Origin of the sequence: Pseudomonas rhizosphaerae (assembly GCF_000761155.1) — a bacterium.
GTDB lineage: Bacteria > Pseudomonadota > Gammaproteobacteria > Pseudomonadales > Pseudomonadaceae > Aquipseudomonas > Aquipseudomonas rhizosphaerae.
Map to the genome: position 1 here is coordinate 1,717,468 of NZ_CP009533.1, position 24,888 is coordinate 1,742,355.

Annotated in this window: 27 protein-coding genes; 5 read left to right on the top strand and 22 right to left on the bottom strand. The window is 64.9% G+C overall.

Going from position 1 to position 24,888, the window contains the following annotated elements:
* Positions 1 to 81 precede the first annotated feature (81 nt).
* From LT40_RS07720 to LT40_RS07730, 3 genes are all read left to right on the top strand, one after another.
* Positions 82 to 1,941 carry an ABC transporter ATP-binding protein gene (locus LT40_RS07720; RefSeq protein ID WP_043188473.1) on the top strand — a complete coding sequence of 620 codons (1,860 nt, stop codon included), beginning with the start codon at positions 82 to 84 and terminating at the stop codon, positions 1,939 to 1,941.
* A 100-nt stretch (positions 1,942 to 2,041) separates the two neighbouring features.
* Entirely contained in the window at positions 2,042 to 3,232 is a 1,191-nt protein-coding gene (locus tag LT40_RS07725) for a CaiB/BaiF CoA transferase family protein (RefSeq protein ID WP_043188477.1), read from the top strand.
* Positions 3,229 to 4,182, top strand: coding sequence for a hydroxymethylglutaryl-CoA lyase (locus LT40_RS07730; RefSeq protein ID WP_043188479.1), 954 nt, complete (start codon positions 3,229 to 3,231; stop codon positions 4,180 to 4,182). Before LT40_RS07725 ends, LT40_RS07730 begins: the two co-directional genes overlap by 4 nt.
* 67 nt (positions 4,183 to 4,249) lie before the next feature.
* Here LT40_RS07730 and LT40_RS07735 read toward each other — a convergent pair whose 3' ends face one another.
* The 14 genes from LT40_RS07735 to LT40_RS20915 form a co-directional block, all read right to left on the bottom strand.
* Positions 4,250 to 6,883, bottom strand: coding sequence for a hypothetical protein (locus LT40_RS07735; RefSeq protein ID WP_043188482.1), 2,634 nt, complete (start codon positions 6,881 to 6,883; stop codon positions 4,250 to 4,252).
* 98 nt (positions 6,884 to 6,981) lie between these two features.
* Positions 6,982 to 8,028 carry an EscU/YscU/HrcU family type III secretion system export apparatus switch protein gene (locus LT40_RS07740; protein ID WP_043188487.1) on the bottom strand — a complete coding sequence of 349 codons (1,047 nt, stop codon included), beginning with the start codon at positions 8,026 to 8,028 and terminating at the stop codon, positions 6,982 to 6,984.
* A complete protein-coding gene (sctT, locus tag LT40_RS07745; protein ID WP_043188492.1) occupies positions 8,025 to 8,843 on the bottom strand; it encodes a type III secretion system export apparatus subunit SctT in 819 nt (272 codons plus the stop codon). Before sctT ends, LT40_RS07740 begins: the two co-directional genes overlap by 4 nt.
* 9 nt (positions 8,844 to 8,852) lie before the next feature.
* Complete coding sequence (gene sctS, locus LT40_RS07750; RefSeq protein ID WP_043188495.1) at positions 8,853 to 9,122, bottom strand: type III secretion system export apparatus subunit SctS; 270 nt, start codon at positions 9,120 to 9,122, stop codon at positions 8,853 to 8,855.
* Positions 9,123 to 9,156: 34 nt separating this feature from the next.
* Complete coding sequence (gene sctR / locus LT40_RS07755; RefSeq protein ID WP_043188497.1) at positions 9,157 to 9,813, bottom strand: type III secretion system export apparatus subunit SctR; 657 nt, start codon at positions 9,811 to 9,813, stop codon at positions 9,157 to 9,159.
* Complete coding sequence (locus LT40_RS07760) at positions 9,806 to 10,849, bottom strand: FliM/FliN family flagellar motor switch protein (protein WP_052393309.1); 1,044 nt, start codon at positions 10,847 to 10,849, stop codon at positions 9,806 to 9,808. Before LT40_RS07760 ends, sctR begins: the two co-directional genes overlap by 8 nt.
* Entirely contained in the window at positions 10,842 to 11,321 is a 480-nt protein-coding gene (locus tag LT40_RS21675; protein ID WP_043188501.1) for a hypothetical protein, read from the bottom strand. Before LT40_RS21675 ends, LT40_RS07760 begins: the two co-directional genes overlap by 8 nt.
* Positions 11,318 to 12,643 carry a FliI/YscN family ATPase gene (locus tag LT40_RS07770; RefSeq protein WP_043188505.1) on the bottom strand — a complete coding sequence of 442 codons (1,326 nt, stop codon included), beginning with the start codon at positions 12,641 to 12,643 and terminating at the stop codon, positions 11,318 to 11,320. The genes LT40_RS21675 and LT40_RS07770 overlap by 4 nt, the downstream gene beginning before the upstream one ends.
* Positions 12,640 to 13,242, bottom strand: a complete 603-nt coding sequence (locus LT40_RS07775; RefSeq protein ID WP_043188509.1) for a hypothetical protein — start codon at positions 13,240 to 13,242, stop codon at positions 12,640 to 12,642. The genes LT40_RS07770 and LT40_RS07775 overlap by 4 nt, the downstream gene beginning before the upstream one ends.
* A complete protein-coding gene (locus LT40_RS07780) occupies positions 13,235 to 13,909 on the bottom strand; it encodes a hypothetical protein (protein ID WP_052393312.1) in 675 nt (224 codons plus the stop codon). Before LT40_RS07780 ends, LT40_RS07775 begins: the two co-directional genes overlap by 8 nt.
* Positions 13,906 to 14,700 (bottom strand): type III secretion system inner membrane ring lipoprotein SctJ, encoded by a 795-nt coding sequence (gene sctJ / locus LT40_RS07785; protein WP_052393511.1) that lies wholly within the window; start codon positions 14,698 to 14,700, stop codon positions 13,906 to 13,908. The genes LT40_RS07780 and sctJ overlap by 4 nt, the downstream gene beginning before the upstream one ends.
* Positions 14,700 to 15,119, bottom strand: coding sequence for a hypothetical protein (locus LT40_RS07790; RefSeq protein WP_052393315.1), 420 nt, complete (start codon positions 15,117 to 15,119; stop codon positions 14,700 to 14,702). Before LT40_RS07790 ends, sctJ begins: the two co-directional genes overlap by 1 nt.
* Before the next feature lie 44 nt (positions 15,120 to 15,163).
* Complete coding sequence (locus LT40_RS07795; protein ID WP_043188512.1) at positions 15,164 to 15,373, bottom strand: hypothetical protein; 210 nt, start codon at positions 15,371 to 15,373, stop codon at positions 15,164 to 15,166.
* A gap of 42 nt (positions 15,374 to 15,415) precedes the next feature.
* Positions 15,416 to 16,072, bottom strand: coding sequence for a hypothetical protein (locus LT40_RS20915; protein ID WP_052393317.1), 657 nt, complete (start codon positions 16,070 to 16,072; stop codon positions 15,416 to 15,418).
* A gap of 290 nt (positions 16,073 to 16,362) precedes the next feature.
* Between LT40_RS20915 and LT40_RS07805 the strand changes: the two genes are divergently transcribed.
* Positions 16,363 to 17,049, top strand: a complete 687-nt coding sequence (locus LT40_RS07805; RefSeq protein WP_052393318.1) for a tetratricopeptide repeat protein — start codon at positions 16,363 to 16,365, stop codon at positions 17,047 to 17,049.
* 3 nt (positions 17,050 to 17,052) lie between these two features.
* Here LT40_RS07805 and LT40_RS20920 read toward each other — a convergent pair whose 3' ends face one another.
* Genes LT40_RS20920 through LT40_RS21725 form a run of 7 tightly spaced genes read right to left on the bottom strand, consistent with a single transcriptional unit; the run spans position 17,053 to position 22,853 of the window.
* On the bottom strand, positions 17,053 to 17,445 hold the full coding sequence (locus LT40_RS20920; protein WP_052393319.1) for a hypothetical protein: 393 nt from the start codon (positions 17,443 to 17,445) through the stop codon (positions 17,053 to 17,055).
* A gap of 19 nt (positions 17,446 to 17,464) precedes the next feature.
* Positions 17,465 to 18,760 (bottom strand): type II and III secretion system protein family protein, encoded by a 1,296-nt coding sequence (locus tag LT40_RS07815; RefSeq protein ID WP_043193450.1) that lies wholly within the window; start codon positions 18,758 to 18,760, stop codon positions 17,465 to 17,467.
* A gap of 50 nt (positions 18,761 to 18,810) precedes the next feature.
* Positions 18,811 to 20,946, bottom strand: a complete 2,136-nt coding sequence (gene sctV, locus LT40_RS07820) for a type III secretion system export apparatus subunit SctV (RefSeq protein WP_043188515.1) — start codon at positions 20,944 to 20,946, stop codon at positions 18,811 to 18,813.
* Positions 20,943 to 21,335: a tetratricopeptide repeat protein gene (locus LT40_RS07825; protein WP_237749288.1), complete on the bottom strand. Its 393-nt coding sequence runs from the start codon at positions 21,333 to 21,335 to the stop codon at positions 20,943 to 20,945. The genes sctV and LT40_RS07825 overlap by 4 nt, the downstream gene beginning before the upstream one ends.
* Positions 21,325 to 21,702 (bottom strand): hypothetical protein, encoded by a 378-nt coding sequence (locus LT40_RS07830; protein ID WP_043188518.1) that lies wholly within the window; start codon positions 21,700 to 21,702, stop codon positions 21,325 to 21,327. The genes LT40_RS07825 and LT40_RS07830 overlap by 11 nt, the downstream gene beginning before the upstream one ends.
* Before the next feature lie 28 nt (positions 21,703 to 21,730).
* The gene (locus LT40_RS07835) at positions 21,731 to 22,630 is read right to left on the bottom strand and encodes a SctD/MshK family protein (RefSeq protein ID WP_084139747.1); all 900 of its coding nucleotides are present in this window, start codon (positions 22,628 to 22,630) and stop codon (positions 21,731 to 21,733) included.
* Between the two features lie 58 nt (positions 22,631 to 22,688).
* On the bottom strand, positions 22,689 to 22,853 hold the full coding sequence (locus LT40_RS21725) for a hypothetical protein (protein WP_167335519.1): 165 nt from the start codon (positions 22,851 to 22,853) through the stop codon (positions 22,689 to 22,691).
* Between the two features lie 249 nt (positions 22,854 to 23,102).
* Here LT40_RS21725 and LT40_RS07845 point away from each other — a divergent pair, with 249 nt between their 5' ends.
* Positions 23,103 to 23,834 (top strand): IclR family transcriptional regulator, encoded by a 732-nt coding sequence (locus tag LT40_RS07845; protein ID WP_043188525.1) that lies wholly within the window; start codon positions 23,103 to 23,105, stop codon positions 23,832 to 23,834.
* A 43-nt stretch (positions 23,835 to 23,877) separates the two neighbouring features.
* Here the strand turns inward: LT40_RS07845 and LT40_RS07850 are convergent, their stop codons facing one another.
* Positions 23,878 to 24,855, bottom strand: coding sequence for a hydroxyacid dehydrogenase (locus LT40_RS07850; RefSeq protein WP_043188526.1), 978 nt, complete (start codon positions 24,853 to 24,855; stop codon positions 23,878 to 23,880).
* Positions 24,856 to 24,888: the final 33 nt, after the last annotated feature.

The window sequence follows — 24,888 nt, forward strand, 5'->3', positions numbered from 1 at the left end:
TCGACAAAACTGGACATGGCGACCCACGAAGCCATCGTTAAGTGGCAGAATCTGCGCCACTTGATTCCAATGGAGACCCCCATGCTTCGTGCATTCGAACGAAGGCTCGACCCTTTTCCACCTGACGAAGTACCCCCACCGCCTGCCGGCCTTGTGCGTTTTCTGTGGGCCTGCACGCGGGGTGCGCGTGGCTATATCCTGGCGTTCGCGCTGCTCAGCGCCGCCGTTTCGGTGTATGAGGCCTGGCTGTTTTCATTTCTCGGCCAGGTCGTCGACCTGCTCACCACCTGGCAGCAGGGCGGTGATGCCGCCGCCCAGGAAAGCCGCGTGTTGTGGGGCATGGGCCTGGTCATGGTCGGCAGCATTGCACTGGTCGCCTTGCGCACCATGGTCCAGCACCAGATTCTGGCGATCAACCTGCCGCTCAGGCTGCGTTGGGATTTCCATCGGCTGATGCTGCGGCAAAGCCTGTCGTTCTTCTCCGACGAGTTTTCCGGCCGGGTCACCACCAAGGTCATGCAGACCGCCCTGGCCGTGCGCGACGTGCTGTTCACCCTGATCGAGATCCTGCCGGGGATCGGCGTGTATTTCATCGCCATCATCGCCCTGGCCGGCGGCTTCGCGGCCAAGCTGATGCTGCCGTTCGTGGGCTGGCTCATTCTGTTCGGGCTGGCGATGTGGTATTTCGTGCCGCGCCTGGGCCAGGTCGGGCAGGAGCAGGCCCACGCGCGCTCGTCGATGACCGGGCGCATTTCCGATGCCTACACCAACATCGCCACGGTCAAGCTGTTCTCCCATTCCAACCGCGAGGCGCACTTTGCCCGCGCGGCCATGGAAGACTTCAAGAACACCGGCTTTCGCCAGATGCGTCTGGTCAGCCAGTTCGAGATCGTCAACCAGGCGCTGGTGGTGGGCCTGCTCATGGCAGCCGGTGGCTATGCCTTGTGGCTGTGGCACTTGGGCGAGATCGGCACCGGCGCCGTGGCGGCGATCACGGCCATGGCGCTGCGCATCAACGGCATGTCGCACTGGATCATGTGGCAGATGACCTCGCTGTTCGAAAACATCGGCACCCTTGAGGACGGCATGGGCACCCTGACCCGCGGGGCGAAGGTGCAGGACGCCCCCGACGCCGGTGCATTGACCACTTCCGGCGGCGCGGTGACGTTCGACAACGTCAGTTTCAACTATAACGGCGAACGCCAGGTGCTCGATGGTCTGAGCCTGGACATCCGTGCGGGCGAGAAGATTGGCCTGGTGGGGCGTTCGGGGGCCGGCAAGTCGACGCTGATCAACCTGCTGCTGCGCTTCTACGATGTGGATAGCGGCGAGATCCGCATCGACGGGCAGAACATCGCCCACGTGACCCAGGACAGCCTGCGCAGCGCTATCGGCATGGTGACCCAGGACACCTCGCTGCTGCACCGTTCCATCCGCGACAACATCGCCTATGGCCGCCCCGATGCCACCGACGAGCAGGTACGCGCCGCTGCGGCCAGCGCCCAGGCCCATGAGTTCATCGACCAACTCAGCGACCGCCAGGGCCACAGTGGCTACGACACCCTGGTGGGCGAGCGCGGTATCAAGCTGTCCGGCGGCCAGCGTCAGCGCGTGGCGATCGCGCGGGTGATGCTCAAGAATGCGCCGATCCTGCTGCTCGACGAAGCCACCAGCGCGCTGGATTCGGAAGTCGAGGTGGCCATTCAGGAAAGCCTGGATCACATGATGCAAGGCAAGACCGTGATCGCCATCGCCCACCGCCTGTCGACCATCGCTGCCATGGACCGGCTCATCGTCATGGACCAGGGGCGCATTCTGGAGCAGGGCACCCACGCCCAGTTGCTGGCTAAAAATGGTATCTACGCGCGGCTGTGGCAGCACCAGAGCGGTGGGTTCCTCGGCGAGGATCAATTGCTGACAGAGGGCGTGAACCAGGGCTGAGTGGCACTGGATGTACACCGACCGGTGACCCGCGGCTGGTAATTGCCGCGGGTATGCCTCTAGTCTTGGTGCAAATTCCAAGGCATATCGAGGCTGCCCCATGACTGCTCTGAGCGGAATCCGCGTCATCGAAATCGGAACCCTGATCGCCGCCCCCTTTGCCGCGCGCATGCTGGGCGAGTTCGGTGCCGAGGTCATCAAGATCGAAAGCCTGGGGCAGGGCGATCCCCTTCGCAAATGGCGCAAACTCCACGAAGGCACCTCGTTGTGGTGGTACCTGCAATCGCGCAACAAGAAGTCTCTGGCCTTGAACCTTAAGTCGACCGAAGGCATCGAGATCGTCAAGCAACTGGCCGAAAGCGCCGACGTGCTGATCGAGAACCTGCGCCCTGGCGCCTTGGAAAAGCTTGGGCTGGGCTGGGATGTGCTGCACGCGCTCAATCCTAAGCTGACCCTGGTGCGTATCTCCGGCTATGGCCAGTCCGGCCCGTATCGCGATCGGCCCGGTTTTGGTGCGATCGGCGAGGCCATGGGCGGTATCCGCTACACCACTGGCCACCCGGATTCGCCACCGGCGCGGGTGGGGGTGAGCCTGGGCGATTCGCTGGCGTCCATGCATGCGGTGATGGGCGCGCTGATGTCGCTGCTGCGGGTCAAGACCGGTCAGGGGGACGGGCAGGTGGTCGATGTTTCCCTGGCCGAAAGCGTCTTCAATGTGATGGAAAGCCTGGTGCCCGAGTACGCCATGCTGGGCCACGTGCGCGAGCGCAGTGGCGGCGCATTGCCCGGCATTGCCCCGTCCAATACCTACCCCACGGCCGATGGCGGTTATGTAGTGATTGCGGGCAACAGCGATCCCATTTTCAAGCGCCTGATGAACGCCATCGGTCGAGCCGATCTGGGCGATGACCCCGCGTTTGCCCACAACGACGGGCGTGCCGCGCAAAGCGACCTGCTCGATGGCGCTATCAGCACCTGGAGTGCCCAGCGTTCGATCGAGGACGTCTTGCAGGCATTGGAAAACGCCGAGGTGCCTGCCGGGCGCATCTACTCGGTCGCCGACATCGTCGCCGATCCGCACTATCAGGCTCGCGGCATGATTCTCGACGCGCAGCTGCCCGGTGGGGTGGAAACGAAAATGCCGGGCATCGTGCCCAAACTTTCCGCCACCCCGGGTGTGGTCAATTGGCAGGGGCCGAGCCTGGGGCAACACACCCGGGACGTGCTGACCGAGCTGGGTTTGAGCGAGAGCGCTATCCAGCGCCTGAAAGATAAGGGGATCGTGCAATGATCAGCGACTACTCGCACCGTCTCATCGTCCAGGAAGTGGCGCCGCGCGACGGCTTGCAGATCGAACCGATGTGGGTCGCCACCGAAGACAAGATCAAGCTCATCGACCAGCTCTCGCTCGCCGGCTTTAGCCGTATCGAAGCGGGCTCCTTCGTTTCGCCCAAGGCCATTCCGGCACTGCGTGATGGCGAAGAGGTGTTCCGAGGTATCACGCGTTGCCCTGGTGTGGTCTATGTCGCGCTGATCCCCAATGTGAAGGGCGCCCAGCGGGCGCTGGCGGCAAGGGCTGACGAGCTCAACCTGGTGCTGTCAGCCAGCCAGAGCCATAACCTCGCCAACATGCGCATGAGTCGGGAGCAGTCGCTGGCAGGCTTTGCCGAGGTGGTCGAGCTGGCTCGCGGCATGTCGGTCAGCCTTAACGGAACCGTCGCCACCACCTTTGGCTGCCCGTTCGAAGGGCGTATCGATGAAAAGGTTGTCCTGGGCCTGGTCGAGGCCTACCAGCGCCTGGGCCTGCAAGGGGTGACCCTGGCCGACACCACCGGCATGGCTAATCCGCGCCAGGTGTATGGGCTGGTGCGACAAGTATTGGAGCAGCTGCCCGCCGACGCGCTGACGCTGCATTTTCACAACACCCGTGGGCTGGGGCTGAGCAATGTGCTGGCGGCCTATGAAGCGGGTGCTCGAAGGTTCGATGCATCGCTGGGTGGCTTGGGCGGATGCCCGTTCGCGCCGGGCACCTCGGGCAACATCTGCACCGAGGACCTGGTGAACCTGTGCGAGGAAATGGGCATTCCCACCGGTATCGATCTGCCTCGTCTGCTCGAGCTGTCCCGCACCTTGCCGGCACTGTTGGGGCATGAGATGCCGGGGCAGGTGGCGAAGGCGGGGCGTAATCAGGACCTTCATCCGTTGCCGCCGGGGCTCGACGGTCGACTGGCGCCTTGCTGATGTGAGGCTCCTACGGATACCGCACATTCCGTAGGAGCGCAGCGTGGTCGCGCAGGGCCCGCTGTGGTCAGCCAACGCGTTCCAGGCTGGTGTCCAGGTTTTCGCCGTCGCCTTTGTAGTCATCATGCTTGACGTCGTCGAAGCCGGCTTCGGGCAGATGGCCTTCCTCAGCGTAGAACTCATACTCGCCGTCGCGATACTCGAAGATGCTTTGGTCGTCGGGCGCGTCGCGTTGGCCATAGTTGTACATGTAGGCATCGAGGAATTCGAAGCGCTTGTCGCCGTCTTCGGTCAACAGGCCCTGTTCGGACAGCTCGGCGAACAGATCCTGCAGGTCGTCGCGATGGGCGTCCATGCGGTTGTTGTGCTTGATGTCCTCGACGATCAGGAACGGCGTCAGTGCCAGGGTCAGGGCCGCGCCCGCCCACAGCAGTGGACCGGTCAGCGCGCGGGCGACGTTGGAGCCGACCAGCGCCGCTATCTGCGCACCGCCACCGGCCAGGTTGAAGGCCCCCGCAGCCACGGTGATCGCGCCCTGGGCCACCACCGTCTGGTCGTTGCTGTTGAGCCCGGACTTGATCTTCAAGCCGCCCAGCACCAGGTCTGCCACACCGGCGAAGGTGTTGGCGCCTGCGTCCATGATCCGCAGAAATGCCGAGACCGCGCGGGTGCTCGGCGTGCTGCCATTGAGGCCGGGGTTCTTGGCGAAGCCGTCGCGAAAGCCCTCGGTCAAGGTCTTCATGTTGTCTTCGGACAGGTCGAGCTTTTCGGCCAGCTTCTTCTTGTCGTCTATCGGTGCAGCGTCGATAGCCGCGTTGAAGTCTTCGAGCAACTTCTTCAGGTCGCCTTCCATGATACTGAACGGGCGACCACCGCCCTGGGGCTTGTCGTTGCCGAAGATCTGCGGCAGCGACTTGTCCAGGCCGAGCATCTGGTTGACCTGGGTGCCGCGCACGCTGTCGACGATGTTGGAGCCCAGGTTGACGAAATGCTGGCCGGCACCGAGCACGCTGACCATGTCCTTGGCGATGGCCAGGCGCTCTTCCGGCGTGTCGGCCAGGCTGCCGCCCTTGCCGACCAACTGGTAGATACCCGACGCCAGCGAGATCAGGCCGCCGGCCGAACCCAGCACGCCGTTGCCGTTGAGCTCGCTGAGGGTGCGCAGCATGCTGCCATGTGCGCCTTCACCCAGGGTCTTGTAGACGTCCTTGCCCATGACCTTTTCAATGTCGGCCTGGCTCACCGTACCGTTTTGGCTGAAGGTGGCACCCAGCTCCTTCAAGGCACTGGCGAAGGTTTTGGCAGTCTGCTTGTTGCCAAGAAACTCCTGAACGAAGCGCTCGGTTTCCACGGTCCGCCGGGGGATGTCGACGCCGCCTTTCTTCAAGGCCGCCAACAATGTCTTGATCGTGTCCTGGGTGGCTAGCACCGTGTTCTGGTCATTGATGCCGGAGGGATCGGCCAGCAGTTTGTCCAGGTCCATGGTGGTCGCATCGATCATCATGTGCTGGGAAAACTGCGCGGCCTTTTCCGGATCGAAAGCGGCGAGGGCGGCGTAGGTCTTGCCGATGTCGGCCTCGGCCAGGCCATCCTTGCCGTCCTTCTTGAGTTCGGCGATGTAGCGCGAGTAATCCTCGGAGAAGGCCATCTCCTCGAGTTTCTCGCGCACCGCGGTCTTGTCCGGCAAGGCATCGATGGCCTTGGCCTGCTGCGCCTGGAAGTCTTTCTGAACACTCTCGGCACCGAACAGTTCGGCGGTCCGCTCGTCGACCTTGACCCGATCGATGATCGAGGACAGGTCATCGCCACTGACATTGGCCGTGTTCTGGCCCATGGACATGTCCAGCACCACCATGTCCAGGCCACCGTCGCTGGCCGCCTGGGCGCGCAGGGCGTTGTAGAGCTTGGCGCGGTCGTCGTCCTTGGCGATGCTGCCGTTGTCGACGCCGGTCTTCCATTCGGCTATCAGGTTCTGCCAGGTCAGTTCGCTGACCGTGAGTTTGCGATTGGCGTCATTGGGGTCGACCGTGCCGGTTTCCAGGTTGCCGGCGTCCAGCTCGGTCATGCTGGGCAGGTCGGCTTCCTTGCGCGCATCGTCGATCTTGCCGTCGTCGTTGCGTCGGCCCTCGTCCACAGCCACGAAACGCTCGTACAACTGCGCATTGGTCTCCTTGGACACGATGACCTTGCGGCTGCCACCGTCGGCATCGAACACCTCGGCGCGGACCAAACCTGGACCGACCTCGTCCTTGACGCCAATGGTGGCGCCGTCGATATCCGCGTCGGTGAAGGGGTTGTCGTCGACGCGTTCGTAGCCGTCTTGCTCGCTGCTCTTGATGCCGTCCAGGGTCTTGGCCATGTCGTCCAGGGTATCGAAGGCTTCCGGGGTCAACTCGCGGGTCACCACCACCACGCTGTCGTCCTGCTTGTAGACCATCAGCACATCGGGGTTGCTGGGGTCTCGCTCGATCGTGCGGACCTGGTCGAGGCTCGGCGCGTCCTCGCTGCGCAACACGCTGGCGTCGTGAAGCTTTTCCTGCAGCTCGATCATTTCCCGCGTGTCGGGGTTCTCGATAGGCAGGGGCTGGGCCTGTTTTGCGATGCTCTTGGCGATCGCGATCAGGGCGTCGAAAGTCAGCTCGGGATTGGTTTGCGGGACGACCGGATCGGTCGACGTGGCAGGCTGAAGGGTATCGGTCATCGGCTTGCTTCCTTTTGGGAGGGTGCGAATGGCGAGCGCGCGGGACAAGCGCCGAATGCCTACCGTACAGCCCGAGTGTTTAACTTTTGGGTCACCGATCAGATCAGGCGCGCGCCAACCAGAATGTCGGCCACTTCCTGGAACGTCGCGTCGGGCACGGCGTCGCCGGCCGCGCGCACGGCAATGCGGCGCGCCAGCGGCCCATTCACGGCATGGGCGATGCCCAGAACCCGGGCCTGCTCGAGCATCGCCGCCGATTCGTCCTCGCTGGCGCGACTGACGATCACTGGCACCGGCGTTTCGCCACGCACGTAGCGCAGGCCAACCGCCCACTGGCCAGCCTCGCCGATCACCAGCGTGGCGTTGTGCAGCCCCCGCTTGGTGGCCAGTGCGTGCATCTGCTTGCGCTGGCGTTGACGCGCCTGGCGGATCAAGGGATCACCGTCGGTGTCCTTGGTCTCGCGCTTGCGATCGCTCTTGGTCATGCGCATTTCCCGCCCGAACAGCCAGCGTTGCATCAGCACGTCCAGAGCGCCCACCAGCAGGAAGGCGATGATCAGCGTGACCAGCAGCGGCCGGAACACCTGCAGGAATGAAGCCCGCACGCACTCGGCGCCACAGCCCGAAGATTGCATCAGGCTCTGCATCCCGGTGCGGTAGACCAGCACGAACGCCGTAGCCAGCGCGCCGAGCTTGAACAGCCCCTTGAGCAACTCGATGAGGCTGCGCACCGAGAAGATTCGCTTGAACCCCGCCACCGGGCTGATGCGTTCGAACTCGGGTTTGATCGGATCGGCACTGAACACCGGCCCACCCATGGTCACCAGATTGCTCAGCACCACGGTGACCACCGTCACGGCCAGCAGCGGCAGGGTGACGCTCAGCAGCAAGTCTACAGCCGTGCTCTGCACCCTGGGCCAGAGGCTTGCAAAGGGTTGGCTCCAGACCTGGGCTACCAGATCGACGAATGCCATGCAGCGCTGTTGCAGCTCGTCGACGACGCTGATCAGGTACAGGCTGCAGGTCAGGATGACCATGGCCGTGACCATGTCCTGGCTCTTGGGCAACTGACCTTTGCGGCGGGCATCGCGCAACTTCTTCTGCGACGCGGGCAGCGACTTCTCTTCGCTGGGCTGATCGCTCACGTCGCACCGGCCTGCACCGTGGCCTTGACCACGTCGAACGCGCCGCGCATCGCCCCCAGCTGGTTGAGCATGTAGGGGATCATGAAGCTGACGTACACGACCATCAGGAACGAGAACAGCAGGTTTTTCACCGACAGCGACAGGTCGAACACGTGCAGCTGCGGTGCCATGCGTGCCAGGTAGGCCAGCAGCAGGTCGGCGGTGAGGATGGCGATCACGATCGGAGCGATCATCAGCACGCCGGTCTGCATCACCTTGTCCAACACCCCCACGATTTCCATCACGGTACCTGCGCCCAAGGTGGGTGCTGCAGCCAGCACTGGCCACAGCTGGTAGCTGCGGTACAGCCCGTCGAGCATCAGGGTGAACCCTCCGGACATGAAGAACAGGGTGATCAAGGTGATGCTCAGCAGCGTCGAGGTGACGCTCGATTCGCCCGAGCTCAAGGGGTCGAGCAACTGCGCCATGGTCGAGCCCCGTTGCAGGTCGATCAGCTCCCCGGCGACCTCGGCGGCCCAGAAGGGGATGCCGAAAATCAGTCCGATGACCACGCCAATCACCATTTCCTTGATCAGCAGCGCCATCAACATCAGGGTCGAGGGAGACTGCTCGCCGGCCAGGGCCACGAAGATGTCCGGCGCGATTGGAATCGACACGACCACCGCGACGGCGCTGCGGATCATGCCGGTGAGCCCCAGCCGGTTGAACGCCGGGGTGATGATGATCATCCCCAGGGCGCGTGCCACGGCCATGCCGAAGGCGCTGAGCAGGGGGTAGGCCAGGTCGAGGAAACCTGCCAGATGCTCACCGAGCATGGGCCACCGTCACCGTGTCCATGCGGGAAAGTTGTCGAGCATCTGTCCGGCCAGGTTGACCACCTGACTGGCCAGCAGCGGACCGAGTACCAGCAACACCAGCATGACGGCGACCAGTTTGATGGCCTGGGGCAGTGTCTGGTCCTGGATCTGCGTCAGCGCCTGGACCAGACCGACGCCGAAGCCCACCACGATGGCAACCAACAGGGCTGGGGCCGACAGCAACAGTACGGTCATCAGCGCGTCTTTCATTACGCTCAGGAAGATGTCCTGGCCCATCAGGGCTACCTCGCGAGCAATGGGAGAACGGCGTTCATGTGCCGTAGCTCATGATCAATCCGTGCATCAGGCGCGACCAACCGCTCACGGCCACGAACAGGAAGATCTTCAAGGGAATCGAGATCAGTGTCGGTGAGACCATCATCATGCCCATCGCCATGAGGATGTTGGAGACGATCAGGTCGATCACCAGGAACGGGATGTACAGCAGAAAGCCGATCTCGAAGGCACGAGTCAGCTCGGAGCTGACGAACGCCGGGATCAAGACCACCAGATCGTCGTCGCGCAGGTCGGCGCGGGCTTCCGGCGACCAGATGCTTTCGGTCGCCTGCAGGAAGAACGCCCTTTCATCGGGATTGGCGTAGCGTGACAAATGCGCCTGCAACGGCGCGCGCAGCACGTCGCCCGCTTCGCGCAGGCCGTCCACGCTTTGCAGGCTGATGGGCTGTGCTTCGAGCCGGTGAAGCATTTCCCCCACCAGCGGCGTGGTGATGTAAACGGTCAGGATCAACGCGATGCCGTACAGCACCAGATTGGGCGGGGTCTGCTGCACGCCCAGTGCGTTGCGGATGAGAAACAGCACCACGGAAATCTTCAGGAATCCGGTCATGGTGACGACCACCAACGGCACCAGGCCGATGGTGGAAACCACGATGATTATTTCGATCAGGTTGGGTTGTAGCTCATTCATGGGCGACACGGCTCGTCAGGCGCACGCCCAGGCCTTCGCCCAGGGTGACCAGTTCGCCGTGGCCGAAGGCTTTGCCATTGGCGTGCAGCATGACCTGCTGACCCTCTCGATCAGGCAGGGGCAGGATGCTGCCCGAGACCAGCTCACCCAGCGCCTGCACGGTCAGCTCCAGGTGTCCAACCTCGCAGATCAGCGTGACCGGCAGGTGCGCCACGGGGTTGTCGGGGGATTGCGCCATGCTCAATGCTCCAGGCAAGGAAGAGGTAGGGGACAGGTACGGTGGATCGTCCAGGCGCAGGCCGCCGGGAATGAGCGTGGCGAAGGCGTGCAGGCGGTCGGCGATGCGCACCAGCACGCCGTGCGTGGGCCGATCGAGCATGACCACATCGCCGTGCTTCAGGCTGTGCAGCTCGGCCATGGACAGCTGCTGCCAGCCGCAGGCGACCGACACTGGCAACGCTAGCCCGTCGAGGCGATCAGGCACGCATGGAGCCTGTGTGTTCAGGAGGGTCAGCAGACGTTCGGCAGCGCCCAGGTCGAGTGCCAGGCCCAGCGTTGCCTGCCAGGATTCGCTGCCCACGCTCAACCCCAGGCGCACCGGAAGCGGATGCTGCGCCGGCGGCTCGGGGATGCACTGCAAGGGCTGTGCGGTCGCCTGCTCCAGGGCTTCGACGAGATCGAGCAACAGGTACTCGAGCAGCAGGCAGCGCTGCTCGGGGTTGGCCCCTTGCAGGCTGGTGCTCGTTGGGGCGCCAAGCGCCTCGGCCAGCCAGGCCATGGGCAGGTGCAAGGTGCCCGTGTCTTGCCCGAGCTTGAAGGTGACGTCCACGCTGTCGCCGAGCGCCTCGGGCCAGGCTTGCACCTTGACCTGGCAGGCCTGGCCGCCCCAGGAAAAGTCGAGGGCGGTGCGTGGGCGCAACCACTGATTGATCGGCTCGACCGCGTGGACATCGACCGACGGGAACCGCGCCGGCCGGATCGGCAGCACGGGCGGTGGCGACGTTTTTGCAACGCGGATCGGGCGGACCTCACCCATGGCGCGAGCCGCTCGGCCGGTCTTCGGCTTCCCATTCGGCGTGCCACTGCGCTCGTAGCTGGACCTGGCGCAGCGCTCGTCCCAACACCTGCGCCATGGCCTCGCTCCGGGCCTGGTGCTGTTGATGGTGTCGGCGCAGGGTGTCCAGTCGAGCAAGCACTTGGGTCCGTTCATTGGCGAGCGCTTGCAACTGCCGTGTGAACTGCTCATCCAGCCGGACGCGTTCGCCGGCCTGCTCCTGGTAATGCTGGACCTGCCAATGATCGACGATTTCACCCAGCAGCGCTGCGCCATTTCGCGCGTCACGATGGGCCAGGTCCTCGCTGTGTCGGCGGTGTGCCTGAGTCAGGGCGTCCAGGCGCTGCTCCAGCTCGTCGCGGCTGCGCACCTGATGGGCGAGCGCCATGCGGGCTTTGCGTTCGCGCAGCTCGCGCAATCGCACCAGTGCCTGCAAGCGCTCGGCAGCGGTCATTGGAGCAACTCGAGCAGGGCGCGCACTGTGTGTTCATAGTCGCTGCAGCTGTTCGCGTCCTGGCGCAGGAACCCTTCGATCGACCCTTGCCGAGCGATTGCAGCGTCGGTCTGCGGGTCGCTGCCGGCACTGTACTCGCCCACTTGCAGCAACAGCTGGACATCGGCGTACAGCGCCATGGACTGTCGGATCTGCGCTGCGCCCTGGCGTTGCAGCGGCCGCACTACGTTGTCCATCAAGCGGCTGCGGCTGCGCAATACGTCGATGGCCGGGAAATGATTCTTTTGCGCCAGGGCGGCGCTCAGCACGATGTGGCCATCGAGAATCGAGGTGACTTCTTCGGCGACCGGGTCCTGGCTGCCGTCGCCCTCGGTCAGCACCGTATACAGACCGGTGATGCTGCCGCGCGCGGCCGGCCCTGCACGTTCCAGCAGGCGCGGCAGCGCGGCGAAGAACGATGGCGGAAACCCGCGCCGGGTCGGCGGCTCGCCCGCAGCCAGGCCGACCTCGCGCTGGGCCCGGGCGAAGCGGGTGACGCTGTCCATCAACAGTAGGACGTGCAGGCCTTGATCGCGGAAGTATTCGGCGATGCTGGTGGCCACGTGGGCAGCCTGGACCCGCTCCATCGCCGGACGGTCCGAGGTGGCGACCACCGCTACCGTGCGGGCACGGGCCTGCGCACCAAGCTGGACGTCGAGCAGTTCACGGACCTCGCGGCCACGCTCGCCAATCAGCCCCAGCACGATGACGTCGGCGGCGGTGCCGCGCACGATGCTGGTCAGCAGGGAAGATTTGCCCACGCCAGGCTCGCCGAAGATACCCACTCGCTGTCCGCGGGCAATGGTCAGTAGCCCGTCGATCGCGCGGATGCCCAGCGTCAGCGGGTGCTCGATCAGGCTGCGCGAGAAAGCGGCCGGAGGCTCGCCGTGCACCGGGTAGTGGCGCGTAGGGCCGGACGCCGGCGCCGGGCCGTCGAGAAAGTGGCCCAGGGGGTCAATGACCCGGCCGAGCAGATGATCGCCCACGCTCACGGTCAGGGGCGCGCCGGTCGGAATGACCTCGCAGCGCGTCGACATGCCTTGCAGGTCGCCGATTGGCGTAAGCAAGGCTTCATCGCCCTCGAAGCCGATCACCTGGGCGGCGATCCGACGCTGGTCCAGAGGGTCGCGCAAGTAGCACAGCTCGCCAATGCGAGCCATGGGCAAGCTGGCGTAGACCATGATTCCGCGAATCCGGCGGACCTTGCCGCGCATCGGTCGCGGTATGGCGCTCCTCGCCCGTGCGAGCAGGTCGGGCAGCAGCTCGTCGAACACCGCGTTCACGGCGCCGCTTCCAGGTTGGCAGGCGTCTCCGGCAGGCCGAGCGCCGCGCGCAGTCCTTGCAGCTGCTCGTCGATGTCGAGATCGACCAGCGCTGCCGGGCTCGACAGCGTGGCCTGGCGCGGGCCCAGGCTGGCGTCGCCGTGGACTTCGACAACGCCCAGCAGCGCCTGCAGCAATGTGGTAACCGGCTCCAATTGAGCCGTCGGGACGCGCAAGATCAAGTGCTGCTGGTCGCGGAAGTCGCGCAGGGCGCGCTGGCAGAGGTGGGCGATCAAGGGCGCTGCATCGAAGTCGTCCAGCACCTGGCGGACCAGTGTCAGGCTCAGCTCGGCCAGTTGCACCGGCACCGTGGCCAGATAGCGGTCGAGCGCAGTGCCGGTTTCGACCAACCGTCGACCCGCCGCTGCCTGCCCCTCGGCCAGCCCTTCGGCGTACCCGGCCGCACGTGCATCCTGCGCCTGCCGGTCGGCTTGTTCGAGCATCTGGCGAGCCTGCTCTCGGGCGTCTTCCAGGAACTGTTGGCCGTCGATCCACTGTGCAGCCTCATGGGCTCGCACGATGCGCTTGGCAGGGGTCGGCAACGGGCTCGCTTCACTCATCCGGCGCCCCCTGGATCGGCGAATCGCTTCGTACCACCCGGCGCACGATGGCGGGCCCGTACTGTTCGATGCGTGCAGTGATGGGGGCGGCAGCAGCCGGATCGTCGATCTTCAATCGGTACCAGGCGGCCAGGGCGCGAGGCTGTTCGGCCAGCCAGGCGTTGACGCAGGCCTGGCCGTCACGCTCGACCGCGGTGTCGAGTTCATCGAGCGACGCCGGCAGTTCGCCGGGTGCCAGTGGGCAGGCCAGGGCCTGTTCGGCCAGGGCCAGCTCAAGCAGCGCGTCGCCAAACCGCTCGCGCAGGGCGCGGACCGCCGGCGCGCGAATTTCCCGAACCAGCGCTTCGGCCCAGAACACCACCCCACAGCGCCGCGCCAATCGCTTCGATTGCGCGATGTCCAAGGTGGCTATGGGCACATCCTCACACTGTGGCGGTTGCAAGGCTTCAAGGGGTTGCAGGGCAAAACGTTGTTCCAGCATGCGGGTCAGCCGCTCCTGCAGGCGCGGCTGGGCGAGCATGGCATCCAGGGTGGCGGCGGGCAGGTCGAGGTTGTCGAAGCAGGCCTGCAGGCGCGCTCGGTGCACGCTCTGCAGGGGTTGGGCGGTGAAGGCTTGCCAGCGCTGCTCATGCTCGGCTGCGGCGAGGGTGCGTTGCTCCGCGCTCATGTGGCATCCACCAGGGCATAGCTGCGGGGCTGACGGGCCTGCCACAGCACATAGCCCAGTGCGCCCGCGAGGGCCACGATGCTCAGCAGCATCACGCCGAACAGGACTTTGGCTTGGGTCTGGCTGGCGTCCAGCACCCAGATGCCCATGACCGATGAGAACGCGGGAGCCTGGCGGGCCTGTTCACGGGCCGCGGCCTGGACGGGAATGACCGAAACACCGTCGTAGCCCAATCCGGCAATACCGTTGGCGACCAGGGTCTTGATCTGCGGGATCAGTGCGTTGATGTCCAGCCCGGCTTCGTAGCGAACGAACACCGAGGCGGACGAGGGGGTGATGTTGCGCTTGAGCAGGTCGTTGTCCGGCAGCACCACATGGACCCGGGCCGAGACCACGCCGTCGACCTGCGATACGGTGTGTGCCAGTTCTTCGCTCAATGCGTAGATCAACTGGGCGCGCTCCTGAGTCGGCGACGACACCAGACCGTTGCTCTTGAACACCTCGCCCATGCTGGCGAAGGTCTGCTCCGGCAGGCCGGCCTGCTCCAGGATCGCCATGGCCTGGGCAAAGCGCTCCTGCGCCACGTTGACGGTCAGGCGTCCGTCTTTCTGCACCACCCGTTCGGCGGGGATGCCCTCGTGCAACAGGGCGGCGACCATGGTGTTGGCCTCGCGCTCGCTGAGGTTGGTGTACAGCTGGGTCTTGCAACCCTGCACCAGGCAGGCGAGCAGCACGATGGCGAGCAGACGGCGCGCCGCGCGGTGCAGGGTCGTCGGTGGTGAAAGGTTCATCATTGACCCTTGAGCAAGGTGTTGGCAGCGCCGGACACCTGGGTGGCGCCACGCACCACCATCTGCGTTTCGATGGAGTGATCGAACATCAGGCTCAGCGACTCGACGACTTTCTGCAGTTGCGGATCGGCAGGGCCAGGGGATGGGGTCGAGTGGCCGACTGTCGGAGCGCCGGCGGGCCTATCGCTTGGCCTGGCGCCGAGGTCGGCGGCGCGCTCGGCGAAGCGCTGGGTGCGATTGAAGAAACCGTCGAGGTTGTCCAGAACGCCAGCCCCCAACTGTGCGGGGCTGGTGCCGGTGGGGGCGATGGCTGGTTGGCGGGCCATGTGTTCGAAAAGGTTCTGCGATACCTGGCCGGTGCCCACAGCATCGGCGACGGGTGGCTGTGCCGGTACGGCGTTGGCGGCAATGGGCAGCATGGTCAGGCTCCTGTTCGACGAGAGGACGGTTCAGCGTGCCGCGATCACTCGTCGGACATCGCTTCGTTCAGCATTTCGTTGGCCTTGGGCATGATGATCATCTGGCCCGCCACGGTGACGGCGCCGCTGACCAGTTGATCGGTGAACTCGGCATCGGTCAGCTCCGTGGAGCTGTCCAGAGCGGCGTTGAACTGCGCTTCGCCGTCAGTGCCGACAGAGGGGTCCAGGTTCGGATCGATAGCATTTGTAGCCATGGTCGTTCTCCTTGCTGTTGAGCCCGAAGGCAGGGGTAGAACTCAGTTGAGGCCTGAAACCACTTGAGTCTCGGCGCCGCCGCGAAAGACCCTCACGCTGGCAGGGCCGGGCCCGGTGCTGACCGTCCGGCGCACGGTTGGACGCAGGGCGGCGAGTTGCTCATCGATCAGGCTCAGATAACCGGGCAAGCCCACCGCGCGCACCTGGTGGCCGGTAGCGTCGACGGTCAGCCGGGCGCGCGGGCCGCCTGCCAGTAGCGGCGCCAGTGCGCCGTGCACCGCCGCGGTCGATAGCGTGCCGGTGTCGAAGGTGCGTGCCGCAGTGTCCTGGGTACTGTCGACGAACAGCGTGCTGCCATCGAAGTACCAGCCAAGCCCGTTGGCGATGCTGAGCGCGGCGAGAAAATCGGCGGCATTGTCGGCGCGCACCTTGCCGCGCACCTTGCCCTTGACGCTGTCGGCAAGCACCACGGCAAAGCCCAGGTTGCTGCCCATTTCCTGCAGGACGCCACGCACGTCCTGGTCGATGATCAGGTAGGGATAGGGCTGCGCGGTCCAGGCCAGTGAGGCGCCGGCGTTTGCCCAGGCTGCCTCGTGCGCGGCCAGCACGCCCAGCGTCAGCAGCAGGCACAGCCGCGACAGTGCGCTGCGTGGGCGCAGGCGTGACCTGCACATCGTTTCTGCGCCGTGTTGGCTCATGCGCTGTGGGCTCCTGCCGGTTATTGGAACGGGCCGAGTGTAGCCGCGCACACTTTGCGGTTTTGTGACGATGAGGCATTCACACTGTTGCCTCGGATACGGGCTGTCGCTGTCACCGGACTGTCACCTGTTTAAGGTTCACTCAGCCCTTTGTCAGCCTTCAGGGGAGCGGTTCAGTGGGCGTTTCAAGACCCGGAAAGTCTCTGCCGATCTCGGCCCTGGCAGCAGTCAGCTTGTTGATGGGTGGCTGTGCAACGCAGGCTCCGCCCAGCGATGACGGCGCGCGATTGATGCAACTGGCCGCCGAGGTCGATCGCCGCGGCGACCCGTCATCGGCGGTGGCTCTTTACGAGCGTGCTGCGGTACTGTCCAAGGAGGCGCCCGAGGTCATGCTGCAGTTGGGCGAAGCGCGCTTGGCCAGCGGCGATCCGCAAGGTGCGGCACGGGCCTTCCGTGGCGTGTTGGTCAATCAGGCTCAAGAGCCGCGAGCACTGCTGGGTCTGGGCACGGCGTTGTTGCAGGCCGGCGAAGTCAGCCGGGCGAGTGAGACCCTGGCACAGGCGGCGCCCATGATCGGCACGGCCAGCGCCTACAATCGCCTGGGTACTGCCGCAATGCTCGCCGGCCGGCAGGCGCAAGGGCTCGCCGCGCTGCGACAGGCCCACGACCTGGCGCCGCAGAATCTGGATATCAGCACCAACCTGGCGCTGGCCTGCGCGCTTGGCAGTCAGTCCGGCGAGGCCGTCGAGCGCATGACCCAGGTGGTACGCTCGCCATTGGCACGCCCCAGTCACTTGCGCCAGCAACTGCTGGTACTGACCCTGGCCGGCCAGGAGCAGCGCATCGCCGCCGAATTGCCCGATCTGGGCGCAAGCGAGCGAGTGGATCTGATCGGCAAGGCGCGAGCCATCAAGCTGCTGCTAGACCCGGCCGACCGCGCTCGCGCCTTGGGCATTCTCACTCGCCAGGCGCGCTGAGGCTCAGGGCGGCGGCGCGGCGAGTCGTTCCCGCTCCAGTGCCCGCTTGCGTTCCACATCGGCGGTTTCGCCCAACAGATAATACTGGGCGGCGCGTCCCACAGGCGCTGCCAGCGTCGGCCCCATGGTTTGCCCCTGGTGCACGTCATTGGGGTTCTGCACCATCCGTTGCAGGTTCAGGGCGTTGGCGCAGCCGACGGGCAAGCGCGCATGTCCCGCAGGGTTGTCGCCGCCGGTGCAAGCCATGGGCAAGGCGCGCGCAGCACCGGTCGATGGATCTTCGCGCAGCATCAGGTAGTCCAGGGAATCGTCCGGCGTGTCCAATTCGGTGGCGCATCCGCCGAGTATCAGCAGGGATACAGCGCAGGCCAGGGTTCTGCAACGGGCAATCCACACAGGGTCAGTCCACGTACGCTCAGTCCACATAAAAGCCGAACTCCCTGTGTGCGGTCAGCGCAACGTTGCCGTTGGCCAACCGCCAGGCCGGGTTGTCGCGGGCAGGGTCCAGTGGCGTGGCCAGGCTGCGGTCGGCGACGGGCTCGACGATGTAGGGCGTAATCAGGATGACCAGTTCGGTTTCACTGCGCTGGAAGCGTTTGGACCTGAAGAGGTTACCCAGCACCGGCACATCGCCCAGCAGCGGCAGCTTGTCGATGTCTTGCGAACTGCTGCGCTGGAACAGCCCAGCGATGGCAAAGGTCTGCCCGCTGCCGACTTCGACGCGGGTGTCGGCCCGACGCACTTGGAAGCTGGGTACGCTGAACCCGCTGATCTGCACCTGGCTGGTGGTGGAGAGGCTGCTGACTTCGGGCCGCACTTGCAGGCCGATGCGTTTGTTGGGCAGCAGAGTCGGGGTGAACTGCAGCGAAACGCCGAACGATTTGTAGTCGATGCCGATCAATTGGTTGCCGACCGGGACGGGCACCGGAATTTCACCACCGGCCAGGAAACTGGCGGTCTGGCCGCTCAGGGCCGTGATGTTCGGCTCGGCCAGGATCTCCAGGAAACCGTTGCTCTGCAGTGCGTCGAGCAGCACATCGACGCTGGCGCTGCTGGAGTTGAACCCGGCCGACAACAGGTTGGTGGCGCCGGCCACCGCCGAGCTGGCCAGTGGGCCGCCGGTGATCAGCCCGAACGAGAACGAGCCGCTGTTGATCAAGGCATTCCAGTTGACGCCGTAGCGCAGTAACTGCTCGCGGGAGACCTCGGCGAAGCGCACACGGATGTTCACCTGAGGCGAGCCTGGGTAGGTCGCTGCGTTGATCGGCGGCACGCCGGGCGGCGCACTGCTAACCAGCAGGGCGTTGAGTTCGATCGCGCTGTCGAGGTCGGCCACGGTGCCGCTGGCCAGCAGACGCTTGCCCTGGCTGTGTACCTGCACTTGATTGTCCGAGTTGTGTTGTTGCAGCGCCGCGCCGATGGCCGGGCTGACGCTGACCCGCACCGCACCTTGTGACACTTGCCGGGCGTCGAGGGCAAGCAGGTTGGTCTGGCCGTCGGTCTTGCCGAATACATAGGCTACGCCGGGCGAGACGATACGAATGTCGGCTATCGCGTTGTCGGCGATGAACACCGATTCCACGGGTGCAGCGAAGCGCAGGATGCGCCCTTCGCCAACGCTCAACTGGACCGTAGTGCTGTCTGCCGGATCAAAGGTCATGCCCTGGGCCTGGCCCGCCAGCACAAGCGCCAGGCATGCGCCGGCACGCATAACCGGTCTCAGCAGGCGGCTCAGCCTCCCCGCAGGCGCGAAATGCAGGCTCATGCCGTGACTCCTGCATCGGGAGCGGCCAGTGCTGGAGCAGGGTTGCCGGGCAGGGCGATGGATCGCAATGTGTGCAAGGTGAACTCTCGGGTCAGGTCTTGATAGGACAGCACGGGGACTTCCAGGTCGTGACGAACCAGCCATTGGCGCAGATAGCGGCGCAGGTCGGCCGATACCATCAATACCACCTGAAAATCGTCGGCCGTGCGGGTGAAGGCCTGGCGCAACTGCTCCAGCAGACTGTTTCCCAGCACTTCCGGCAGGCTCGCGCCGCGGCCCGATTCGGTTCGGCGCAAGGCCTGGCGGATCGCGTCTTCGGCAGGCCGGGCCAATACGAAGGCGGCGATGACCCGGTGCTCGTCGGCATAGCGGTGACAGATCTGGCGTGACAACGCACTGCGTGCGTGCTCGCTGAGGACATGCAGCTCGAGGTCGCGCGGCCCCCATTCCACCAACGCCTCGAGCAGGCCACGCAGGTTGCGCACCGCTATGCCCTCGTCGAGCAGGCGCCGGAGGATGTCGGCCAGGCGCTGCAGCGACGTGTGCCGCAGTGTTTCGCGCACCAGCTCCGGGTAGTCGGCTTCGATCCGGTCGAGCAGGCGACGGGTTTCCTGGATGCCGATGAAGTCTGCGGCGTAGCGGGTCAGCACGGTCTGCAGATGGGTCCCCAGCGCCAGCTCCAAGCCGTGAAAGCCGATGCCAGCCTGTTCCAGCGCCTCGCGATGGATATTATCGACCCACAGGGTTTCGCTGCGCCCGACCAGGGCCATGCCATGCTGTGGCTCCACGTCCAGCAATTGCAGGTGCATCGGGTCATCGCGCACCCACAGATGGGTAGCAGGCAACGGACCTGCGCTGATGGGAACGCCTTCGAGCAGGATCGCGAACTGGTCGGCCGCCATGCCGGTGTCGATTCGAGTGCCCACCTCGGGCAACTCGATACCCAGCTTGTGCATCACCGCCTGGCGGGCGTCCTCGGCGTGCGCGCGCAGTTCGTCCAGCGTGAGGTGCTGGGCCAGAGCCTGGCCGACGCGCAACATGATTCGGCGCTCCGGCTCCATCGGCGCCGGCAGGCTTTCATGGTGGGCAGCGGCAGCCGCTGCGTCCGGTGGTTGCATGGTCGTGGTAGGCAGGGCTTGTGTCAGTGCAGAGCGGGTTTGCCGTCGATGCAAGGCAAACGCTGCCGCACCCAGAATTGCCGAAATGGCCACGAACACGGCTGCGGGAAAACCGGGAATCAACGCTACGGCCAACAAAATCACGGCGGTCAGGGTCAACGCGCGCTGGTTCGAGCCCAGCTGACCCATGATCTCGCTGCCCAGATCCTGGTCGTCATCGCTGGCAACCCGCGTCACCACGATCCCGGCCGCCACTGCGATCAGCAGCGCCGGGATCTGTGCGATCAACCCGTCGCCGACGGTCAGCAGAGAGTAAGTGTGGCTGGCTTCGCTGAACGAAAGGCCGCGCTTGGCCATGCCGATCGCCATGCCGCCGAGCAGGTTGACGAACAGGATCACTAGGCTTGCGATCGCATCGCCTTTGACGAACTTCATCGCCCCGTCCATCGCCCCGTACATCTGGCTCTCGCGTTCCAGCAGGGCGCGGCGCTGCTTGGCCTGTGCCGGTTCTATGTCGCCATTGCGCAGGTCGTTGTCGATACTCATCTGCTTGCCGGGCATGGCGTCCAGGGTGAAGCGCGCCGCCACTTCGGCGACCCGTTCGGCGCCCTTGGTGATCACCAGGAACTGGGCCACGGTGATGATCAGAAACACCACCAGGCCGATCACCACCTCCCCGGCAATCACGAACTCGCCGAACGCGGCGACGATTTCACCCGCATCGCCCTGCAGCAGTATCAAGCGCGTGGTGGTGATCGACAGCGAAAGGCGCAGCAGGGTACTGAGCAAGATGATCGGCGGCAGTGCGGAGAAATCCACCGAACGCGACACATAGAATGCCACCACCAGCACCAGCAGGCTGAAAGCGATGTTCACCGCAATCAGCGCATCGACCATGACCGTGGGCAGGGGAATGATCATCATCACCACTGCCAGCATCATGAAGGCGGCAATGACCACGTCGCTGCGCTGGGACGCCAGCACCGCCAGGCGGTTGAGAGGGGCGAGATTCATCGGTTCGAATTCCTTGGCGGCGTAGGCCCCAGCAGATGATGGGAAAAACACTCGCGTGCGCTGGCATGATCGCCGCTGACCCACAGTGCGCGACTGCGCAACAGTGAATGACACGGGTGATCACCTTCCAGGCCGATCAGGTAGTCGAGTGCGTTGAGTGCCCGGCGTCCGTCGCCCGACTGGGTGAACAGGCCGATCAGGCTGCGCAGGATATGAATGTCGTCAGGGCAGATTCGGTAGGCCATGAGCAGGTAGGTCAGCCCGCGTCGTTCTTGCCCACTGCGTGCATACGACTGTCCCCGGCTGTGCAGCCACTGGGCGCAGTCACGGGGTAGCTGCGCCGCCCGCGTCTGGTCGGCGTCGCCTGGCAGATCGCGTTCAGGCGTCATGGTCGACGCCGGCTTCCAGATGCTGCTCGATGTCGCGCTGCAGTTGCAGTTCTTCGTGCAGCAAGGCCAACGCGACCGCCTCGGTCTCTGCATCGGCACCCAGGCGCGGCACGATCACCTCGATCAGGTGCTGGAGGATCTGCGCGGTGCGGTGCGGGCTGAATATCGTCGGGTCCTGAATTTGCACCTGGGTCAGTTGCTCGAGCCGTCCGCGCAGCGATCTACCGACCTCGGCGCGGCGGTTGCGGAAGTGTTTCTCGAAGGCCTCGCGGGTGGCCGCCGCGGCCCCGGCGGCGGCGGGTTGCACAGGCTCGCTGCGCAGGCTGCCGGCTGCGGGCTCGGGCCCCTTGCGTGCTTCGACCTTCATGCCGGTCGCTCCAGCGTCACAGGCCCGTTCACAGGGTCAGCTCGAATTCCTTGCCCTGACGGGCGAGGATCAGCCGATCGTGTTCGATACGGTGCAGGAACCAGCCATCGGCCAGGGCTGCACCGGGATAGAGACGTTCGCCGCGTTCACCGACGACATAGGGCTGCGGGCCCAGCCAGACCGCCTGGAAATGCACCCGTGGCGGGACCAGCGGCGCCGGCTGGACATCGTTGCGCAGCACGGGCGTATTGCCCCAGGTTCGGTCATACCAGTTCTGTACCTCGATCCAGCGGGTGCGTTGGTCGCTGTCGACCAGGCCGCTGACTCGCAGCGTGTCGCCTTGAGTATCGATGGACAGGGGTTGCAGGCCAGCCTGATCCAGGCGATCACGCAAGGCAGCCAATGCTTCTGGCTGCGTTGCGGCGACGGCGCGCGGCGTGGAGGCACCCGGTGGAGCGCTGGCAGCGACAGCTGCCGGAGCAGCGTCGGGGCCAAGCCACCAAAGACAAGCTACGCCGATCGACAAACCCGCCACGGCGAGCATGGCCCAACGGGTAATTGCCGTTTGATGGGTCGTTTCGGCACCGGCCGGATGCGCCAGGCGCAGAGAAGTCTCGCCGATGCTCATATGCACCGGCAGCGTGCAGCGGTAGCCGTGGCCTTGACTCACCCGTACGGCCCCGACCATGACATCGCCACCGGTGGCCTCTATCGCGAGGAAGCGCCGGTGCACGTGGATTGTCAGGTGGGCTGGACGAATCTGGGGGTCGCGCAGGACGATGTCGCAGTCTTCGTGTGCGCCAATGCGACACAGGCCGCTTTCAAGCGCAACGACCGCACCGGCATGCAGGCCGCTCAGCACGTTGAGCTCGGGAAGAAGGGGACGGGCAACCAGTGGTAGAGCGCGGTGTGCAGCAGTCACAGGCATTCATCACTCGACGGCGACTAGAACGGGCGGATGGCGCAGGGCGCCACCCGCCAGCGAATCAGTTCTGCGGACGCTGCTTGGCGGCGTCTAGTTCGGACTTCTTCTCGGTGGTGATCTCAGTCACCTTGGCCGATTTCTCGATGGCCGAGTCGAAGGCGGCAGTCATTTTCTCGATGGCTGCGTCGGCGCTGCTGGTGCTTGCTGCTGGGGTAGTGGTGCTCATGGTGTCTCTCCTTGTTGAGGGGATGTAGGTCTGTTTCGCTGCTACTGCACAGATGCAGACTGCATGTCACCACAGCCACCGCGAGGTCAGTCCCGGTGGTTGCAGGGCTACCCTACAGGCAAGGCGGTTAAGGAATTGTGTCAGCGGCGAAATGCGCGGCGTTGGGTTGTAGCCGCAATACCTCGGTTGTCGGATAATGACGCGCAGCCTCGCCAGCACGGTCGAGGTCTCGCCACTGAGGATTGTGTGATGGTAAAAGCGCGCCCGCGTCCGGCGGTAAATGGAGTCGCTTCGGCCGATCGGGTGCTGACGGTGCTTTCCGCGTTCGCAATAGGCGATACCGCGCTGAGCCTGGTGGAGCTGGTCAATCGCACCGGGCTGATCAAGAGCACCATCATGCGGCTCATGGTGTCGCTGGAAGACCACGGCTACATCACCCGAATGGCCGACGGGCGCTACCAGCTCGCCAGCGAAGTGATGCGGCTGAACGCGGTGTATCAGGAGGCCCTGGACCTGGAGCGCCACGTGATGCCCAGGCTGCAGCTGCTGGCCGAACAGACTGGCGAGACAGCCTCGTTCTATGTGCGCCATGGCGCCTACCGCATGTGCCAATTCCGGGTGAACTCCGCGCATCGGCTGCGGCTCAACATGCAGCCCGGCGACATGCGTCCAATGGATGAAGCAGCCGGGGCCCAGGCGCTGCGTGTGCCGGTACAAACCGGTACTGCGCTGGAACAACCCTATTTTTCCAAGGGCGCCACCGATCCCCACGCATCATCCATTGCCCTGCCGGTGTATGGCGCGCAGCGCGAGCTGATGGGGGCGTTGGTCATTTCCGGGCCGGCCAGTCGGCTCACCGAAGAGGTCGCCCAGGGCCACTGGACGCTGCTCTTCGACACCGCCCGCGACCTCATGCGCAGCCTGGGCTTCAAGCCCGTGGACGACAAAGCTGCTGGCGGCGAATCGAACGCCGCCGACTGAGCTTCACATCCTGTGCCACTGACGCAGCTGCACGCCCAGGTGGTCAACGACCCAACAAATGACGGTTGACCACACAGCGCGGATCCAGCTCGGCACCGCTCCAGACGGCAAGAATCTGTTGCAGCGCCACCAGGCCCACACGGTCGCGAGCCTCGGCAGTATTGGCGCCCACGTGCGGGGTGGCAACCAGCGTCGGCAGATCCCATAGGGTGCTGTCCGCTGGCGGTGGCTCGGGGCTGAACGTATCCAGGCCGGCACCGGCAATCTGTCCTTCGCGCAGTGCCCTGACCAGCGCTTCAGTGTCCACCAGCTCGCCCCGCGCGGTGTTGATCAGAATGCTGCCCGGACGCATGCGCGCCAGTTGCGCAGTGCCGATCAGATGGTGATTGCTGTCGGTCAGCGGGCAGTGAAGGCTGACGACATCGCTATCGGCCAACAGCCGCTCCAGGTCTTCCTCACGCTCGACATGGGCGCGCATCGGCAGCTCGCACAGATAGGGGTCGTAGACCTTGACGCGCATCTGCAGCGGCGCCACCAGGTCCATGAGGATGCTGCCGATGGAGCCCAGGCCGACCAGACCCAGGGTCTTGCCGAATAATTCGATGCCATTGGCCGACGACTTGTCCCAATGACCTTGGCGCATGCGTGCGTCCAGCCATGCGGTCTGGCGTGCCACGCTGAACAGCAGGGCAAAGGCGTGCTCGGCCACCGACTGCGCGTTGGCGCCCACCGCGATGGTCACCGGAATGCCGAGGTCTGCGGCGGCCTGGATGTCGATGGTGTTGTAGCCCACCCCATGCTTGGCAATGATTTTCAGCGCATATGAGGCGTCGATCATTGCGCGGGTCAATTGACCTTGGCGAACGATGATCGCGTCAGGTTGCTCCGCCCGGATAACGGCGAGCAGTTCCTGCTCGGGCAGATAAGGCGTGGTGGGGATGACTCTCACGCCATGTGCGGCAGCGAGATGCATGGCTTCGGGAGCGAGCTGGGGACCTGTCAGCAGGACGGTGTGGGACATCGTGAGTACCTTGTTCTTATTGGAAGCTTGCGG